This window comes from Pelagicoccus enzymogenes (assembly GCF_014803405.1).
In the GTDB taxonomy this organism is placed as follows: Bacteria; Verrucomicrobiota; Verrucomicrobiia; order Opitutales; family Opitutaceae; genus Pelagicoccus; species Pelagicoccus enzymogenes.
In genome coordinates this window covers 357,904-373,627 of the sequence record NZ_JACYFG010000002.1, presented here as the reverse complement: position 1 = coordinate 373,627, position 15,724 = coordinate 357,904, and the positions used below count along the sequence as shown (strand labels likewise).

Sequence of the window (15,724 nt, the reverse complement as noted above, 5' to 3'; positions counted from 1 at the left end):
GTCTATCGATTCCCAAAGAGGGTGATGGACGCGCTTATACGTTGCTTCCGTAAACCAGACCGTAGAGTTGCTCGACCTTTTGGTAGTGAGTCAAGCTGTTGTAGGTTTCGGAAGCGACTGCTTCGGCAAAGTCTTGGCGCAAGAACGCGGCGGCTTGAGCTTGGTCTTCGGAGGCGTAGCCAGCGATTTCGAGAAGCGCTGTGAGGTGCTTGCCTTCGCCGCTCGCCAGATCAGCTGCAATCGCGTCGTAGGATTGGTAGATGAAGGATGCAGTCGACTCCTGGCCACCTGCGCAGCTGTCTGGGCTGCTTACGTTGGAGCTGATGGCGGTTGTTCCCCAGTCCCAAGTCACGTTGGTTACCGCGGCTACGGCGTCGTTGTTGGGGGCGATCAAGGCGCCGAGTCCGCAATCTGTGTAGATTTCAGCGAAGGTGCGAGCGTTTGCGGCGGTGGAAAGGGAAAGAGCAGCGGCGGAGAGGGCGAGAAGAGATAGTTTTTTCATAGTATGATCTGATTACTTTGGGTTTACGCACGGGTCGTGCGAAGGTGAGAATTACGTGCTCAACAAGGAATTCAAGTTCTAACTGAGTAAGTACTTAAGGATTTGGGATGACAATGCTGGCGAGCTAATCCGCGCTGTTAGTGGAATTGTCATCAGGGATTTCGCGGTGGCTGGGGTTAACCAAGGCAAGCCGCTTGAGGCTACCCCGCCTTTGGACAACCAAGTCCTGCTCTTCTGAGATGGGAATCCTGTGGAGCAGCAGGGATAGCATTTCTTACAGAAATTAGCCGTATCCTCGTGGATACGGCTGTCTCGCAAAATGGCTTTTTAGTTGAAGAGGACTTCGTCCTTGGAGCGATCTGAGCTCAGGTCGAAGCTGTCCCAATCTGTCTTTTTTGCGCAGGCGGCCCGGCGGGGCGCGGCGGCGAAGCTTTGCGCGGCGGCCGACTGGCTTTGTCCGCTTAGGATGCGTTGCAGGTCGAGCACGGTTTGCTGCAGCATCTCGGCTTGTGAAGAGAGTTCTTCGGAGGTGCTGGCCGTCTCCTCTGCGGTGGCGGAGTTTGCTTGGATGTCGCGGTCGAGCTCGCTGACGGCGGTATTGATTTGGGAGATGCTGTTGGTCTGCTCTTGGCTGGCTGCGGAAATTTCCTCGACGATCTCGTTTACGTTACGAGCTTTGCCGAGAATGTTGTCGAAGCTCTCGCCAACGCGGTTGGAGATTTCCACCCCGCGTTCGGAGCGTTGGATGGAATCCTCGATTTGGGAAGCGGTGTCTTTTGCGGCTGCGGCGCAACGTTGGGCGAGATTGCGTACTTCGTCGGCGACCACGGCGAAACCGGCGCCGGCCTCGCCAGCGCGAGCCGCTTCGACGGCTGCGTTAAGCGCTAGGATGTTGGTTTGGAAGGCGATTTCGTCGATGGCCTTGATGATGTTGGCGATGTTGTCGCTGGAAGCCTTGATGGCGTTCATCGCCTCGAACATTTCATGCATGCCCTCGGAACCGTCCTCGGCGGCGGCGCGCGTTTCGTTCGCCATGTTGCGGGCCTTGGAGGCGTTGGCGGCGTTGCGTGAAGTCGTACTGGAAAGCTCGGAAAGGGCGGCCGAGGTCTGTTGGATGGAGGCCGCCTGGCGGCTGGATCCGTCGGCGAGGCCTTGGCTCGAGGCGGAGACTTGGGCGGCGGCGCTGCCGGTTTGCTGCGACATGGCGAGCAGGGTGGTTTCGACCTCGTTGAGCGGCTTGGTAATGGCCTTGATTGAGGTGAAGGCGAAGAGTCCTGAAGCCGAAAGACCCAGCGCTAGCAGAGCGATGGAAAGGGTAGAGTAGGAGCTGGCCGAGGCGGAGAGTTCAGCCACCTGGGCTTGCGCCTGTTCGAGAGACTGGGCCTTCTGGACTTGCTCGACGGTGGAGGCGATCGTTCTGGAACCCGTTATGCTAACGGCGCTTATGGCTATGACAAAGAGGCTGAGGGTGCCGATTAGGATAAAGAGCCGAGCGCTGATGGAGAGGTTTTTGGTCATTTAAACGGGGATTTTGGTGTTGCTTCGCTTTTTGACGAAAGGGATGGGTTCACGTCCGATTGGGGGCTCGTGGTGGCTATTAGATCGGCTGTTCGCGCTAGGTCTTGATGCGGAAATTGCTCATGTTTTACATTTTTGCTTGGGGAGATCCCCCGTGGCTTGGCCTAGGGTAAGCAGCTCCGCCTTTCCGCTAGGGATGTGCCTTCCGCAGGCAATCAAGCTTTCCTCGAAATCGTGCTTGATTTAGATAAACCTGCATAAGATAACCAATTTACTAAAGATAAGACGATGAGTGCCGCAACTGATATCATGGAACTGAAGGACATCGACCTGGAAAAGGCCTCGGCGGTGGAACGCGTCCGCTGGGCGGCGGCACGGTTTGGGGACGAGCTAATCATGACCACGAGCTTCGGCACTCACTCTGCGGTGATGTTGCACTTGGTCACGTCGGTGGTCCCGGACATTCCGGTGGTTTTCATCGATACTGGTTACCTGTTCCCCGAGACCTATCGTTTTGCGGCCTCTTTGACGGAGCGCTTGAACCTGAACATAAAGAAGTACCAGGCCAAGATTTCGGCGGCCGAGCAGGAGGCTCTTTACGGCAAGCTTTGGGAAAACGGTGAGGAAGGACTCAAGAAGTACGGTCTCATCAACAAGGTCGAGCCGATGGATCGGGCTGTGCGCGAGTTGGGCGCCAAGGCTTGGTTAGCGGGCTTGCGTCGTTCCCAGGGAGCGACGCGCAGCGAGCGTCCCGCGTTGCAGGTCCAGAACAAGATGACCAAGGTTTACCCGATCATCGACTGGGACAACCGGAAGATGCACGAGTACCTGACCGCCAACGACTTGCCGTACCATCCCTTGTGGGACGAAGGTTATGTCTCATTGGGGGATTGGCACAGCACTTCCAAGTTGATGCCGGGCATGGTGGAAGCGGATACCCGTTTTGGCGGAGTCAAGCGCGAGTGCGGACTGCACGAGCTTTCCGGTCAATCCGACTTCCAGATTTAGGTCCCGCCTGTTTCAGTTTCCTGATTTTCGGAGGTCGACGCGGTTAAGTACGTGTCGGCCTTTTTTTATAGTTGGGAACTGCGGACGAGGTGGAACTCGTCCCTCCTTATTTAGCTCGGGCACGAAAAAACCGCTCTCCGATTTGGATGAGCGGTTTATGAAAGTGTTTATGGTGGAGGAGCTTACGCCTTTTCAACGAGACCGGCCTTGATCGCCTTCACGCTTACCCACATGCGCTTTACTTGGCCGGACGCGAGGCGAACCTTCACGCGCTGCACGTTTGGACGGAACTTACGCTTGGTAGTCTTGGTTACGTGCGTGCCGATGCCGCCGCTCTTCTTGGACTGACCTTTGCGGTGGATGATAGAGCCAGTAGTTGGACGTTTGCCTGTGATTGCGCAGATTCTTGCCATGTCGGAAATTGGTTGAGAAACGGGGAAGAAATGGTTCGGGAGGGGCCTTGGCAAGAACCAAATCGAATTATTTGGGATTGGTCGCTGCGTTTTGTGGTCAGGCACGTATCGCGGAGAGGGCTTGGAACTTTTGCCCCATCATTGCTGGGTGCATCAACTCCTTGAGCTTCTGACGGATAGGAGCGAGGGCGGGGAGGTTCGGGTCGAACGCTTTTTGCAGGAAAGCGGGGGCCCGGTGGACGATGAAGGATTCTTGGCTTTGCAGGGAAAGCTCGCGAAAGGAGGCGTTCTGGAGTGCGTTTTCGAGATGATCCCAGCAAATGTGGTGAGTAATGTCGATGGATCCGGGCGCCTCCAGGATATTAGGCAATTGCTTGTGGCGGTAGTAGCCGCGGGCGCTCCCCTGAGGCGTGTCGCATGCGAGGGAGCTCCAAGTCTTTCCGTAGTCGAAGGCGACAAATGCTCCGTTCCACTTTTGGGAGAGAATGCTTCGAGCCAGGGCTAGGGAGCCCGTGGGGAGATCGACGGTGTAGTTTGTCGGCAGCTCGGAGGGAAGGCGCTCTATATAGTAGAGAGCTTCGGCGCTGGGACTAGCGCGAGGGGTCCAGCTGAATCGGTCGCCTTGCATTTGCACGCCGTACTCGACCCAATTGCTTCCGTCGAAGCGAACTTGGCGAAAGGCTTGAGCGTCGAAGAGCTCGTTGGAGAAAACGACTGCGTTGGCGGGGATTTCGATTTCTTGGCCGATTCCGACGGTGGTGACGGATTGAAACGGGGAGGCTTCGGGCGAGAGTAAAGTTCCGCCCGGCTCTGCTCCTAGCTCGACCCAGTCGGTTTGGGCGGGGGAGAGCCCCGCTTTTTCCAGCAACGCGCTCGATGCTTCGACCACGATCTCCGCGAAGGCCTCCTTGAGGCTGAGCGACGTATAGAAGTCGGATTGTGGATTTTTTCCGACGCGGCGCTTTTTTTTGCAGTAGTAGCCGTGTTGGGGGTGGTAAAGGGCTGTCTCGATGAAAACGGGGAGTTCGATAAAACCGTTCGCGTCGGCTCGATCGGCAAGGGCGGCGATGATTTCGGGAGACTGTTTTGGCGATTCGCTCATCGGGGAAAGTTTGACGTTTGGCAACGAGACAGATCTCGCCGCGGGAGTCACGCACTTTGATTGGACTCTATTATTGTTGCGGGAGCGGGTACGAGTCGTAAAGCAGTGAGGCAGCATGCTATTGGCCATCGAAAGCTCCTGTGACGAATCAGCCCTCGCTCTTTTCGAGCGCGGCGTCGGCCTGCGTGGCGAGTGGATCAGCAGCCAAGTGTCATTGCACGCTGAATACGGTGGCGTGGTTCCTGACTTGGCCAGTCGCGAGCATCTGAACAATTTCGCCCCGCTGCTTGAGGCAGCTCGCCGGGAGGTCGGTTTTGAAGGCGTTGACGAAATCGCGGTAACGACGGGGCCGGGCCTAGCGGCTTGCCTGGCGATGGGACTAGCGGTTGCCAACGCGCTTTCGCTAGCGTGGAAAGTCCCGGTTTTCGGCGTGAACCATCTGCGAGCGCACGCCCACTCGCCTTTCGTTTCCGTCTACGAGGAGCAGCCTGCGGCTTTCGATCATCGGCTAGCGGACGAATTGCTTCCGCATCTGTCTCTCATCGTTTCAGGGGGGAACACGATTTTGGCTCGAATCGAAAAGGACCGAAGCCTTTCCATCCTAGGGCAAACGATCGACGATGCGGCGGGAGAGGCTCTGGACAAGGGCGCGAAGCTGCTGGCGCTGGGTTACCCGGGAGGGCCGAAACTGGAGAAGCTCGCGGTTGGCGGTGATGTGAAAGCCTATCAGTTTCCACGAGGTTTGGTGGGCAAGCCGCACTTGGACTTCAGCTTTTCTGGCTTGAAGACGAGTTTACGTTACCAAGTCGAAAAAATGGGCCCAGAAGCGGCTGGAGCGGATATCAACAACCTTTGCGCGTCCTACCAAGAAGCCGTAGTGGATGCATTGATACGCAAGAGCGACAAGGCATTGAAGCGTGGTGACTACAAGAGTATGGGGCTTTCGGGTGGCGTTTCCAACAATAGCGTGCTGCGGGCTCGTTTCGAATCCCTAGGAAAGAAGCGAAGGGTGCAGAGCCTTTTGGCGAAGCGTTGCCACACCGGCGACAATGCCGGAATGATCGCTTTCAGCCATGTATTTGAAAAGCAATCACGTGGAGCGGAGCTGCTTGATATCGCGCCTAGCTTGCCGCTCGACGCGCTTGCGTAGCTGGACGCCTTGACAAGGAGGGGGGCTGCAACGAGGAGCGAGTGGAGGATTCGTTAATCGGGCCCCTCGGGATGTCGCGCATCCGTCGAAAGGGCCGTGGCTGACGCGTTTTGCCTACTCGGTCTCAGGCTGTTTCGCGACTTTCTTCGCTACCTTTTTTGCGGCTTTTTTGGCAGCCTTCTTTACTGCCTTTTTCGCCGCTTTCTTGGCTGCCTTCTTAGCTGCCTTTTTCGCGGGCGCTTTCTTGGCGGGCTCTTTTTCTACCGAGGTGTCCGGAGCGGGTGGCTTTGGAGCGTCGGAAGCCTTCTCCTTGGGCTCCGCTTTGGGCGCTGTCGCTCGTTCGGCGGCTTGGGGCTCCGGAGTTTTCGGCGCGGGCGATTCGTTTTGCGGCTGAGGCTTGTTGCCCGTGTGTTCTGAGCGTTGTGGGCGCTCGCCGGAAGCTTGGCGGTTTTCGCGTTGTTTTTCGCCGGAGGAATCCGAGTCGCCTTCGCGTCGATCTCGACCGCGCCCGCGCCCGCGACGGCGGCTGCGCTTGCGATTGCGGCGTTCGTCTGGATTCCCGTCGTCTTGTTGCTTGTTTTCGCGCCCGTCTTGGGGGGCGTTGTGGGACGGCTTGTCTTGCGTTTCGGAGCGATCGCTTCGCTCGCCGCGGTCGTCACGCTGCGGTTTTTGCGGGCGCTCGGGTGTTTCGTCCACCTCGGCGGGACGGTTTTTGAGGTAGGCTTGAAGATCGAAATCCTCCGCTCCGAACGCTTTTACGATTTGAGTGAAGGCACGGAAGTAGGGGTTCTGAGTGTCGGAAAGGAGGGAGTAGAAGATGGTTTCCGAAGGCAGGACTTGGCAGCCCATGCTGCGCAGCGCGTCGAGCACCGGCGCTTGGTCTTCCGGGCGGCGAGCTCCGAGGCAGTCGCTGAGGAAGGTGGTGTCGATGTCTTCGTCGGTGGCTTGCAGGCCGGTTTGGTAGACGCAGATAGGCGTTTCGAGGCCGACGATGAGAAGATTGTAGATTTCCTTTTCGCGCAGGAATCGATCGAGGCCGGTCGCTCCGAGGGCGGAGAAGGTTTGCTTGCTGAAGACCCGCGGGTTGCGGGCGAGCTTGAAAAGTTCGCTGTTGGTGCGGCCCAGCTTTTCGGGCGCTTGCTCCGTGAACAGGGTGAGGATCTTCAGGCAGCGGGCGGCTTCGATGGCGAAGGCGGCGCGTTTCTTGAAGGTATCCTTGTCGCTGATGGCGTCGATGAAGACGTCTTGGGCGTCGATTACGAGCAGGGCGACGGAGTCTAGGATTTCGGGGCGAACCTTGCGGTTTAGTTGCATGCCAGGTTGGTATCGGTTGAGTTGCGGAACGGTCTCGTCCCGTAAGAGCCTGACCTTAAAGAGCATTCTCCGCGCATAATCAATCCGAAGACCGAAAATTTTCTAGCCAGTTTGGCTCGGTGAATAATAGTGGGTGGCTTATGGAATGGCATATCACCCCTATCGCTCGTAAGTCTTTTCACTCCCACGTGGAATTTGCGAAGGATGACGCGATCGCGTGCGCTTTGGTGAAGACCGAGGAGGGCGAGTTGGTGCGGGTGGACGTGCTCATTTCCGAGGCCAACAAGGTGGAAATGCCAGGCAAGGTGTTGTGTCGCTGGACTCAGAAGTTCAAGCCGAAGCCTACGGATGGGAAGGAAGAGGAGGAGGCCCTGAAGCTGACGGCGGACAACTTGTTCATCAGCTTTTTCGAGGGGGAGGAGGAAGGCACGCTTTCCGAGGAGAATGCGGAGCTGAAGCATTTCCTCGGTCTGATGCTGGAGCGTCGCCGCGTGCTCAGGGTCAAGGCGCGGACGCGGAAGTATACGCGCTATGTGCACCGACCGTCCAAGCGGGAGTTTCTGGTGCCGGCGGTGGACTTGGATCCGAAGTTTTTCTTGGAGAACGAAGAGAAGCTCGCCTTCCTGGTTGACGGAGCGGACGGGGACGAGGATGCGTCTGCTTCCGAAGACGTGGACGAGGGCGAGGGTAAGGCCGAGTCCTAGGCTGTCTCTCTTTTTTCTCTCTTCAGCGAAGGTCCAGCAAGGCGGCGTTCACGAGCAGCGCGGCGGCTTTTTGTTGTCGGCTGGATTGGCAGGGTGGCTGATGGGCGAGGGAAGCGAGTTCGCGTAGTAGCTCGATGGCCTGCGTTTGGCAAACGGGCTGGCGAGCCGCCTTTTCGAGTTCCGACGAAAGCGCCCGGAGCGCCTCGGCGAGGTTGCGGTGAGGCGAAGAGGGGGCGGAGGGCTGTCGGCAGTAGCGGAAGCGCTGGACCTTGGCCTTCAGGGCGTAGGCCAGCACTTGCTGGCAAAGAGAATTGAGCGTAGGTTCTCGTCGGTGGGGCGGATCTTCGGGTAGCGAAGGTTGGCGTAGGGATGAGGGATTGGCTAGGTTTTGCATCGTTGTAAGTTTCGGTTGTTCAGAAGCTTGGTTTGGAAAACGAAAAACGCCCGAGGCGTGGAAGCCTCGGGCGTTTTTAAGAAAGTGATGGTTGTCGGATATCGTTTAGTATCGACGCATGCCACCGGCCCGAAGCGTGTTTGCTTTGGTCATCATAATGATGGTGGTGGCGGTGATGGAGTTCATCGAGTCTGCGGGGAAGCTAGATCGTCTGGCTGATCTGTCAAGGCGAGGCTTGCGAGTGGAGCGCATCTGCGTGAGCCTTCTGCTCGTAAGCTCTCAAAGTGAACCGGAAAAGCTTCCTCAAGCAAATTACCCCTTTGTTGATATCGCTCGTGGTGATGGGCGGCTTGTCCTTGATGGTGCGGAAGTTCGAGCGTGAGGCGCCGCGTCCTTTTGACCGCTTGATTGTGGAAGTCTTGCCGGAGTTGCCGGACTTGACGGGGCGTCCGCAGGAGTTGATCGAGCGATTGGAACTTGCCCACGGCAATTTGCATGTGGGCGAGCTGCAGCGGGAGGCCTTGGTCGAGCTTGCGTACCTCTATCATGCGAACGGTTTCTTCTCGCAGGCCGAATCCTGCTACCTTGGGCTGGAATCATTCGAGACCGAAAACCCGCGATGGCCATATCTCTTGGGCATTCTGAAGCTGGACCGCCAGGATCAAGCTGTCACGGCGACGCATTTCGCTCGGGCGATCCGGCTAGATCCGACCCATTCCCTGGCCTACCTTAGGTTGGGAAACGCTTATTTAAAGGGCGGACTGCTTGAGGAAGCGGAAACGGCGTTCGAATATCGCTTGCTTGGTTCGCCGCGGGACGCCTGGGGGCGGGTCGCTATGGGGCGCGTCTCCATCGCGCGAGAGGACTGGAGCGCCGCTCGAGATTGGTTGGAGCAAGCGAAAGACCAGAGGCCGGAGCTGGGGATTGTCTATGACTTGCTCCCGGAGGTGTATTTGGAGACTGGAGACGTGGAGGCTGCGAAAAGCTTGCGGCGAGAAGGGGAGGCTTTGGACCTCGTGTACGAGATGAGCGACGAGCATCTCTTGTTCTTGCAGGACTATTGCTACGATGCGGACCTGTTGCTTCGCTTCGCCCGAGAGGCCCGCTCGCAAACCGATTTCGACCGAGCCTTGGAATTATTGCAACGGGCTGTTGCGCTCAACTTGGACAATAAGGACGCGTTGGCGGAACTGGAGAAGTTGATTGTCGAAATCGAAGGGCAACCTCCGAACTAGGGCGCGGCGAAGCCAAAAAAAGATCTTCGCCCGGTAGGCGAAGATCCAAAGAGGAAGAGCTGATTTGGGTAGCGATTCAGAAGTAGCTGCGGAAGGCGGCCCAGAACGTGACTCCTTCTACTCCGAGCCCGGGAGCTCCGTCGATCGATTCGTATTCGACGCCAGTCATGATCTTAACGTAGTCGTCTTCGATGTAGTAGTTGAGTCCTGCGTAAAGCGTGTGGTTGGTGTCGCCGGAGCCTGTTCCCACTCCGTCGTTGCGAGCGACGCGACGTAGTCCACGGCTGCTGCTGCTCTTGGGAACGCCTGTCTGGTCGGTAGAGTGGCCGTACTGGTAGCGAAATGCGGCTTCGAGCTTGCCGGTAATGTAGAAGCTCGGAACGACGACGAAGCCGTAGATGTCTTCGCTGCCCTCGTTGCCGTAGGTGACGTTCGCAAGCACGTTAACGTCGCCGTAGGTACGGTTGTAGGTGAGCGAGGTGGCCCAGTCGAAGTCGAAGACGGATTGGTCGTTGGCGGAATCGTCTGCGTAGATGAAGTCAGCAGTTACGCTTCCCTCCATTGCGTCGAACTCAACGCCTGCCTGGAAGGCAGTACCGTCGGACCAGCCTGCCAAGGTTTCCGAATCGCTCTCGGTGGAGAAGATTCCAAAAACGTAGTTAACGTCGTTCTTTTCGCCGTTGAGTACGATGCCGGTTGGGCGAAGGCTGCCGAAGCGGTTGTTGATGTTGCTGCGTTCGACCGTCTTGATCTTCTTGGAAGAGACCCGTTCTTCGCCGCCGAAGAGAACCTTGTAGCGACCGTAGCCGATGCTTGCCTCGTCGAAACCGAAAAGGCCGTCCTTGCTGTAGTCCACATAGAGCTCGTCGAAGCTGCTGTAGCCGATGCTCGTGTCGCGGAAGCCGCCCTTTTCGAAGTTGGCGCGGCCGAGAGCCTTGAAGCCGTCGAGGAACTTGACGGATACGCCAGCGCGGAGGCGTCGCAGCTCGTCGCCGTTTCCGCTGAAGTCGTTGCCGGCGCTCTCGCCGTCCGAATAGTTCCACTGTTGGTGTACGCGACCAAAGAACTTAACCTCCTGGATGGAGGGATTGTTTTTGTCCGAGTAGACTTTACCCATGGATTTAAGGGTGTCAGCCCAGCTGCTTTCTCCGTCGGCCGCTGAAGCGGTTGGGACGGACAAAATGATGCCAGCTGCTAGCGCTGTGATTACGAGGTCTGTGAGTTTGTCCATGGATTCGTTGATGAGCCTGTTTTTTTTGATTGGGCAATCCGATAACTCGAAAACTACACAAACGTAACGCGGCCGTAACAAAAAGGGCGGAAATCTAGGGAAAATCCTTCAATGTCACAGAAACGAATCGCAGATGTCACAAAGGAGCTGACGCTGTAACATTGTTATTCGTGTGTCATTCGCGCCTTTCTGAAACCAGCTGGAGCGGATCTGAGCGCTCTGTCATGGGGCATTGGATACCGTTGCGAAGCCGATAATGGGAGTAATGTTACGACGAGGTTACGGAAGTGTTACGGCCAAGTGAAGAGTTCGTCCGGGCGACAGAATCCACTCGCTAAGCGGGGATCGGGTCTATTCGTCTGCTGTCGTAATCAGTCCAAATGTCGGCTGCTCGGCTTTTCAATAAGCATGCCGCTGATGCAGTGGTCTGAAACCTCTTACAAACAAGTTGTACTACAGAAATGAAAACTAAGGTCTCTAAAACTATCTCCCTGAAGCTTGCCGCTTTGGCGCTCGCTTTCGGTATCTCAGGAAATGCGTTCGCAGCTGAAAAAATCGTAATCAAGGGTTCTGATACTCTCGGAGCTAAAATGGTGCCGCAGCTGGCTGAAGAATTTAAGGCAATCAAGGCCAAGCAAGGAGTTGAAGTTATTTTCGAGATCGCTGCGGAAGGGTCTTCTACAGGTGTGGCTGCTGTCATCGACGGCACTGCGGACCTTGGCATGTCTTCCCGTGAAGCCAAGAAGACTGAAGAGTCCAAGGCTCTTCTGAAGGGCGTCAAGATGACTCCGATCGAAGTCGCCAAGGATGGTATCGCTGTCGTAGCTAACGAGAAGAATCCCATGGATGGAATCACTTCTCGCGAAGTAGAAAAGATCTTCACCGGCGATGTGGAAAACTGGAGCTCGATCAACGGGGTTTCCGGCGACATCTCGATTTACACCCGCAACACATCCTCTGGCACTTATGCGGTATTTCAGCAGATGGCCCTGCGCAAGCGCGACTATGCCCCCGCTTCCCAGAAGATGGCAGGCAACGAGCAAATCGCTTCCGAAGTTGCCAAGAACCCGAACGGAATTGGCTACGTGGGCCTCGCCTACCTCAGCACGCCAGGCATCAAGACGCTCCCTGTTGATGGAATTACTCCAGAAAAGGCAAGTTACCCATTCGCTCGTCCGCTCTACTACTATTACAACGGCAACTCAGAGATGCGTCCCATCGTCAAGGAGTTTGTCGACTTCTGCTTGAGCAAGGAAGGCCAGAAGATCGTCAAGGACGTGCACTTCATTTCCATACTCTAGAAGAGGTCTCCGAATTGCAATTTGGCGGCGTTCTCGAGCTCCTTTGAGGACGCCGTCTTTTTTGGGCAGCCTCTGTCGAACGACGCGCAATCGTGTTACGAAAACGGTTTGCGATTGAACTCGATTGTACCTGTAACAGCACTGACTGTCTCAATCCTCCAAGCACATGACCAACGAAGCACAGACCAATCGCTACGATTTGCACTCTCGCAGGAGGCGCTTCCTCGGCCTGGACAAGGACCAAGCCCTCAAGGGCCTTTTTGGCGGTAACGCCTTGGCGTCTATCATCGTCCTCGCCCTGATTACCTTCTTCCTTTTCAAGGAGGGATCTGGCTTCTTCGGTCAATACCGACACGAGATCGAGCTCTACAGGGAGTCTGGGCTCGAGTACGTCGAGATTATGAAGCAAGAGAGCTCTGCGTTCACTGAGCTCAACAAGTATCTCAATTCCATCAAGAGCGAGCATGCCACTCTCTTGCGAGATCAGGGAATACCGTTTTCTGAAGCGAAGGCGGAAATGGCGGCTTACGAAGACTTCATCTACGACTTCGAAGACTTGGGATATCCGCTTCGCGAATATGTGCTCGAGATGAACGAGGTGGCGATCGGGGCTCGAAACATGTTCGTGGAGGCTGCCAATTACCGCGAGCACCGGGAAAACCTTCTCGAGCTGGGCCGAGTGCAAGAAGCCGCGGAAGTGGAAGTCTTGGACGTGGATCTCAGCATGTTCGTTGGAATGATCAGGGAAGGGGAGTCGGACTTCATCGCGATCAACGACAAGCTGGAAGCTGGAATCCGTGAGCTCACCAGCGATCTGCCGACCATCGGGGTCGAGAGCTTGGACGAAAAAATGCAGCGCTTCCGGCAGCTCGCCCTCATGTTCGTCGATGAGATGGATGGTTACGAAACGAGACTTGCCGAGTGGAGTCCGGATGAACCCGTTGGCATGTCAACGGCCTTCACCTCGTTCGTTTTCGGTAAGGACTGGGTCACCAATTCCTCGATTCAGGACTGGTACGGAATCCTTCCGCTATTCACAGGATCTCTGCTTGTGGCGTCGATCGCCATGGTCATCGCCATTCCGTTGGGAGTGGGAGCTGCCATTTACATCAACCAAGTGGCCACGCCCGCGGAGCAAAACTTCATCAAGCCATACATCGAATTCATTTCCGCGATACCGTCCGTAGTGATCGGCTTTTTCGGCATCGCCGTGTTCGGGGAGTTTGTCCGTCAAGCTTCCGGATGGGCTATTTTCTCGGGCTTCGACATGTTTCCGATCAGCGAGCGCCTAACGGCTTTCACGGCCGGTTGCTTGCTCGCCCTGATGGCTATCCCTACGATTTTCACCTTGGCCGAGGACGCTATCAACAACGTGCCCAAGGCTTTCAAGGAAGCTTCGCTGGCCATGGGCGCGACCCGCTTGCAGACGACGATGCGTATCATCGTGCCGACCTCGCTTTCCGGCATCATTTCCGCCGTGCTCCTGGGCTTTGGCCGAGTGATTGGCGAAACGATGGTGGTCTTGCTCTGCGCGGGAAATCGCATCGAGATTCCCGATTTCACCCATGGTCTGGGGGCCTTTTTCGAGCCAGTGCATACGATGACGGGCATCATCGCTCAGGAGCTTGGCGAAGTCGTTAACGGAAGCATCCACTACCGGGCTCTTTTCATGGTCGGCATGGTGCTCTTCCTACTCTCTCTCCTAATCAACTACCTGGCGCAGAAGATCGTTCTGAAGTACCAGATTTCTCGAGGCTAAGGCAGAACGATGTCAGCAACCGCCACAGTACGCAAGAGCCGCCCACAAGAAGGGCTCGGCTTCCACAAGAAACCTTCCAAAGCCAAGTCCACGGAGAAAGCGGTCTTTTGGCTTTTTCGCCTGAGCACTTACTTCATCCTGCTCTGCGCCTCGGTTATCTTTCTGACGATTTTCTACAAAGGAAGCCAGACGGTGTTCCAAACGGAGTTTCCCTTCGTGAATGTGGAATTCCTCACCGAGGCTCCCCAGACTTTGCACGTTTTCGAGCACGAAGGTGAGAAGTACGAGCTGAGCGATACGAATTTCCGAGCTTTCGAGGAGGAGAAGGGCCTCGAGATCGATACGGTCACCTACGCGTACTCGGGAGGCGGCATTTGGCCCTGTATCGTGGGCACGGTGTTGCTTGTCTTGGGCGCCATGGCGATCGCCCTGACGCTGGGCGTGCTCAGCGCCATCTTCCTCAGCGAGTACTCGAAGCCAGGCAAGACCTTGAATACGATTCGACTTTCCATCCTGAACTTGGCGGGAGTCCCTTCCATCGTATTCGGAATTTTCGGGGTCGGCTTCTTCGTGTTGGCTGCTCCCCAGTTCGCGTTCCAGCAGGACGCGGCCGCTACCTTCACGGAGTTGGGCAATACCGGCTTCTACTACAAGTTTGGCTGGGGCGTCTCGCTGTTGGCGGGTTGCTTCACCTTGGCGTTCATGGTGTTGCCCGTCATCATCTCGGCGAGCGAAGAGTCCTTGCGGGCGATTCCACAAGGATTGCGCGAAGCGTCCCTGGCATTGGGGGCCAGCAAGTGGACGGCCATTCGCACCAACGTCTTGCCTTACGCGATGCCGGGGATTTTGACCTCCTCCATCATCGGTGTGGCTCGGGTCGCGGGTGAAACCGCTCCGATCATGTTTACGGCGGCCTATGCGATGCGCGACCAGCTTCCATGGGAAGGCCTGGAGAAATGGTCCGACTTTTTCTTCCAGGGCGTGATGGCCCTTCCGTATCACATCTACGTAGTGAGCGCCAAGATCCCGCAAAACGAATACACCGAGCGCATGCAGTACGGCACTGCCTTTGTGTTCCTGGTTATCGTAGCTGGTATCGCTCTTGCTTCCATCCTCCTAAGAATCCGCATGCGGAAAAAATATCGCTGGTAAAATGGCACTCGTTAAAGACAATCCATCCGTAACTACTTCTCCCAAGACTACTTCGTCCATGGCCAACGAAAAGCCTGAACCCAAACGCCCGCTCATTCGCGTCTCCGATTTCGACTTCTATTACGGGGAGAAGCAGGCTCTCTTCGATATCAACATGGATATGCGGGAGAACGAGGTCACCGCGTTCATCGGCCCGTCCGGTTGCGGCAAGAGCACCTTGCTTCGTTGCATCAACCGCATGAACGACCTCGTCGAAGTGGCCCGCATCGGTCGCGGCAAGATCGAGGTCAACGGCGCCGACATTTACGATCCGCGCGTCGATACCATCGAGCTCCGCAAGCGCGTCGGCATGGTTTTCCAGAAGTCGAACCCCTTCCCGAAGTCGATCTACGAAAACGTGATCTACGGCTTGCGCATCCAAGGCATCAACAAGAAGTCCACCTTGGACGAAGCGGTTGAGCGCTGCCTCAAGGGAGCTGCTCTCTGGGACGAAGTGAAGGATCGTTTGGATACCAGCGGCCTCAGCCTTTCCGGTGGCCAGCAGCAACGCCTTTGCATCGCCCGCGCCCTCGCGGTCGAGCCGGACATCCTCCTCATGGACGAGCCGTGTTCGGCGCTCGATCCCGTGGCAACCGCCAAGGTGGAAGAGTTGATTCACTCCCTGAAGAGCGAGTACACCATCGTGATCGTGACCCACAATATGCAGCAGGCGGCTCGCGTTTCCGACAAAACGGCATTCTTCTACTTGGGCAAGCTCATCGAAATGGCCAAAACGGACCAGATCTTCATGAGCCCGAAGAACGAGCAGACCGAAGCCTACATCTCGGGTCGTTTCGGTTGATCGGCCTGATTGAAACTCCGATTCTCCATCCTCCTCCAACTTTCACTGTCCTCTAGAAGTCGAGTACCCCTTGGGGGCTCCCATTTCTCGTATACTGATT

General features: G+C 56.5%; 15 protein-coding genes. 8 read left to right on the top strand and 7 right to left on the bottom strand.

Annotated features, from left to right (window positions below):
* Positions 1-34: 34 nt before the first annotated feature.
* Both IEN85_RS01305 and IEN85_RS01300 read right to left on the bottom strand, forming a co-directional pair.
* Positions 35-502 carry a DUF3015 family protein gene (locus IEN85_RS01305; RefSeq protein ID WP_191615255.1) on the bottom strand — a complete coding sequence of 156 codons (468 nt, stop codon included), beginning with the start codon at positions 500-502 and terminating at the stop codon, positions 35-37.
* Positions 503-829: 327 nt separating this feature from the next.
* Positions 830-2,020 carry a methyl-accepting chemotaxis protein gene (locus IEN85_RS01300; RefSeq protein WP_191615254.1) on the bottom strand — a complete coding sequence of 397 codons (1,191 nt, stop codon included), beginning with the start codon at positions 2,018-2,020 and terminating at the stop codon, positions 830-832.
* A 288-nt stretch (positions 2,021-2,308) separates the two neighbouring features.
* On the opposite strand from IEN85_RS01300, the gene IEN85_RS01295 reads away from it, so the two are divergent.
* Entirely contained in the window at positions 2,309-3,028 is a 720-nt protein-coding gene (locus tag IEN85_RS01295; protein WP_191615253.1) for a phosphoadenylyl-sulfate reductase, read from the top strand.
* Positions 3,029-3,210: 182 nt separating this feature from the next.
* On the opposite strand, the gene rpmB is transcribed toward IEN85_RS01295, so the two are convergent.
* Both rpmB and IEN85_RS01285 read right to left on the bottom strand, forming a co-directional pair.
* Positions 3,211-3,441, bottom strand: coding sequence for a 50S ribosomal protein L28 (rpmB, locus tag IEN85_RS01290; RefSeq protein ID WP_191615252.1), 231 nt, complete (start codon positions 3,439-3,441; stop codon positions 3,211-3,213).
* 97 nt (positions 3,442-3,538) lie between these two features.
* On the bottom strand, positions 3,539-4,543 hold the full coding sequence (locus IEN85_RS01285; RefSeq protein ID WP_191615251.1) for an SAM-dependent methyltransferase: 1,005 nt from the start codon (positions 4,541-4,543) through the stop codon (positions 3,539-3,541).
* Between the two features lie 115 nt (positions 4,544-4,658).
* Between IEN85_RS01285 and tsaD the strand changes: the two genes are divergently transcribed.
* Entirely contained in the window at positions 4,659-5,693 is a 1,035-nt protein-coding gene (tsaD, locus tag IEN85_RS01280) for a tRNA (adenosine(37)-N6)-threonylcarbamoyltransferase complex transferase subunit TsaD (protein WP_191615250.1), read from the top strand.
* 114 nt (positions 5,694-5,807) lie between these two features.
* On the opposite strand, the gene IEN85_RS01275 is transcribed toward tsaD, so the two are convergent.
* Complete coding sequence (locus IEN85_RS01275; protein WP_191615249.1) at positions 5,808-7,007, bottom strand: isochorismatase family protein; 1,200 nt, start codon at positions 7,005-7,007, stop codon at positions 5,808-5,810.
* 140 nt (positions 7,008-7,147) lie between these two features.
* Here IEN85_RS01275 and IEN85_RS01270 point away from each other — a divergent pair, with 140 nt between their 5' ends.
* Positions 7,148-7,711: a hypothetical protein gene (locus IEN85_RS01270; RefSeq protein WP_191615248.1), complete on the top strand. Its 564-nt coding sequence runs from the start codon at positions 7,148-7,150 to the stop codon at positions 7,709-7,711.
* Between the two features lie 22 nt (positions 7,712-7,733).
* Here IEN85_RS01270 and IEN85_RS01265 read toward each other — a convergent pair whose 3' ends face one another.
* Positions 7,734-8,105, bottom strand: a complete 372-nt coding sequence (locus tag IEN85_RS01265) for a hypothetical protein (protein ID WP_191615247.1) — start codon at positions 8,103-8,105, stop codon at positions 7,734-7,736.
* Positions 8,106-8,425: 320 nt separating this feature from the next.
* Here IEN85_RS01265 and IEN85_RS01260 point away from each other — a divergent pair, with 320 nt between their 5' ends.
* Positions 8,426-9,340 carry a tetratricopeptide repeat protein gene (locus tag IEN85_RS01260; RefSeq protein ID WP_191615246.1) on the top strand — a complete coding sequence of 305 codons (915 nt, stop codon included), beginning with the start codon at positions 8,426-8,428 and terminating at the stop codon, positions 9,338-9,340.
* A gap of 76 nt (positions 9,341-9,416) precedes the next feature.
* Here the strand turns inward: IEN85_RS01260 and IEN85_RS01255 are convergent, their stop codons facing one another.
* Positions 9,417-10,571, bottom strand: a complete 1,155-nt coding sequence (locus IEN85_RS01255; RefSeq protein ID WP_191615245.1) for a porin — start codon at positions 10,569-10,571, stop codon at positions 9,417-9,419.
* 461 nt (positions 10,572-11,032) lie between these two features.
* On the opposite strand from IEN85_RS01255, the gene IEN85_RS01250 reads away from it, so the two are divergent.
* From IEN85_RS01250 to pstB, 4 genes are all read left to right on the top strand, one after another.
* The gene (locus IEN85_RS01250) at positions 11,033-11,872 is read left to right on the top strand and encodes a phosphate ABC transporter substrate-binding protein (RefSeq protein WP_191615244.1); all 840 of its coding nucleotides are present in this window, start codon (positions 11,033-11,035) and stop codon (positions 11,870-11,872) included.
* A 166-nt stretch (positions 11,873-12,038) separates the two neighbouring features.
* Positions 12,039-13,631 (top strand): phosphate ABC transporter permease subunit PstC, encoded by a 1,593-nt coding sequence (pstC, locus tag IEN85_RS01245; RefSeq protein WP_191615243.1) that lies wholly within the window; start codon positions 12,039-12,041, stop codon positions 13,629-13,631.
* 9 nt (positions 13,632-13,640) lie between these two features.
* Positions 13,641-14,783 (top strand): phosphate ABC transporter permease PstA, encoded by a 1,143-nt coding sequence (gene pstA / locus IEN85_RS01240; RefSeq protein ID WP_191615242.1) that lies wholly within the window; start codon positions 13,641-13,643, stop codon positions 14,781-14,783.
* Between the two features lie 58 nt (positions 14,784-14,841).
* Positions 14,842-15,624, top strand: coding sequence for a phosphate ABC transporter ATP-binding protein PstB (gene pstB / locus IEN85_RS01235; RefSeq protein WP_191615353.1), 783 nt, complete (start codon positions 14,842-14,844; stop codon positions 15,622-15,624).
* Positions 15,625-15,724 lie beyond the last annotated feature (100 nt).

What these genes read in the sequence shown, in the direction of transcription:
- IEN85_RS01305 (WP_191615255.1), bottom strand. Translation starts at nt 502, where the DNA reads ATGAAAAAACTATCTCTTCTCGCCCTCTCCGCCGCTGCTCTTTCCCTT.
- IEN85_RS01300 (WP_191615254.1), bottom strand. Translation starts at nt 2,020, where the DNA reads ATGACCAAAAACCTCTCCATCAGCGCTCGGCTCTTTATCCTAATCGGC.
- IEN85_RS01295 (WP_191615253.1), top strand. Translation starts at nt 2,309, where the DNA reads ATGAGTGCCGCAACTGATATCATGGAACTGAAGGACATCGACCTGGAA.
- rpmB (WP_191615252.1), bottom strand. Translation starts at nt 3,441, where the DNA reads ATGGCAAGAATCTGCGCAATCACAGGCAAACGTCCAACTACTGGCTCT.
- IEN85_RS01285 (WP_191615251.1), bottom strand. Translation starts at nt 4,543, where the DNA reads ATGAGCGAATCGCCAAAACAGTCTCCCGAAATCATCGCCGCCCTTGCC.
- tsaD (WP_191615250.1), top strand. Translation starts at nt 4,659, where the DNA reads ATGCTATTGGCCATCGAAAGCTCCTGTGACGAATCAGCCCTCGCTCTT.
- IEN85_RS01275 (WP_191615249.1), bottom strand. Translation starts at nt 7,007, where the DNA reads ATGCAACTAAACCGCAAGGTTCGCCCCGAAATCCTAGACTCCGTCGCC.
- IEN85_RS01270 (WP_191615248.1), top strand. Translation starts at nt 7,148, where the DNA reads ATGGAATGGCATATCACCCCTATCGCTCGTAAGTCTTTTCACTCCCAC.
- IEN85_RS01265 (WP_191615247.1), bottom strand. Translation starts at nt 8,105, where the DNA reads ATGCAAAACCTAGCCAATCCCTCATCCCTACGCCAACCTTCGCTACCC.
- IEN85_RS01255 (WP_191615245.1), bottom strand. Translation starts at nt 10,571, where the DNA reads ATGGACAAACTCACAGACCTCGTAATCACAGCGCTAGCAGCTGGCATC.
- IEN85_RS01250 (WP_191615244.1), top strand. Translation starts at nt 11,033, where the DNA reads ATGAAAACTAAGGTCTCTAAAACTATCTCCCTGAAGCTTGCCGCTTTG.
- pstC (WP_191615243.1), top strand. Translation starts at nt 12,039, where the DNA reads ATGACCAACGAAGCACAGACCAATCGCTACGATTTGCACTCTCGCAGG.
- pstA (WP_191615242.1), top strand. Translation starts at nt 13,641, where the DNA reads ATGTCAGCAACCGCCACAGTACGCAAGAGCCGCCCACAAGAAGGGCTC.
- pstB (WP_191615353.1), top strand. Translation starts at nt 14,842, where the DNA reads ATGGCCAACGAAAAGCCTGAACCCAAACGCCCGCTCATTCGCGTCTCC.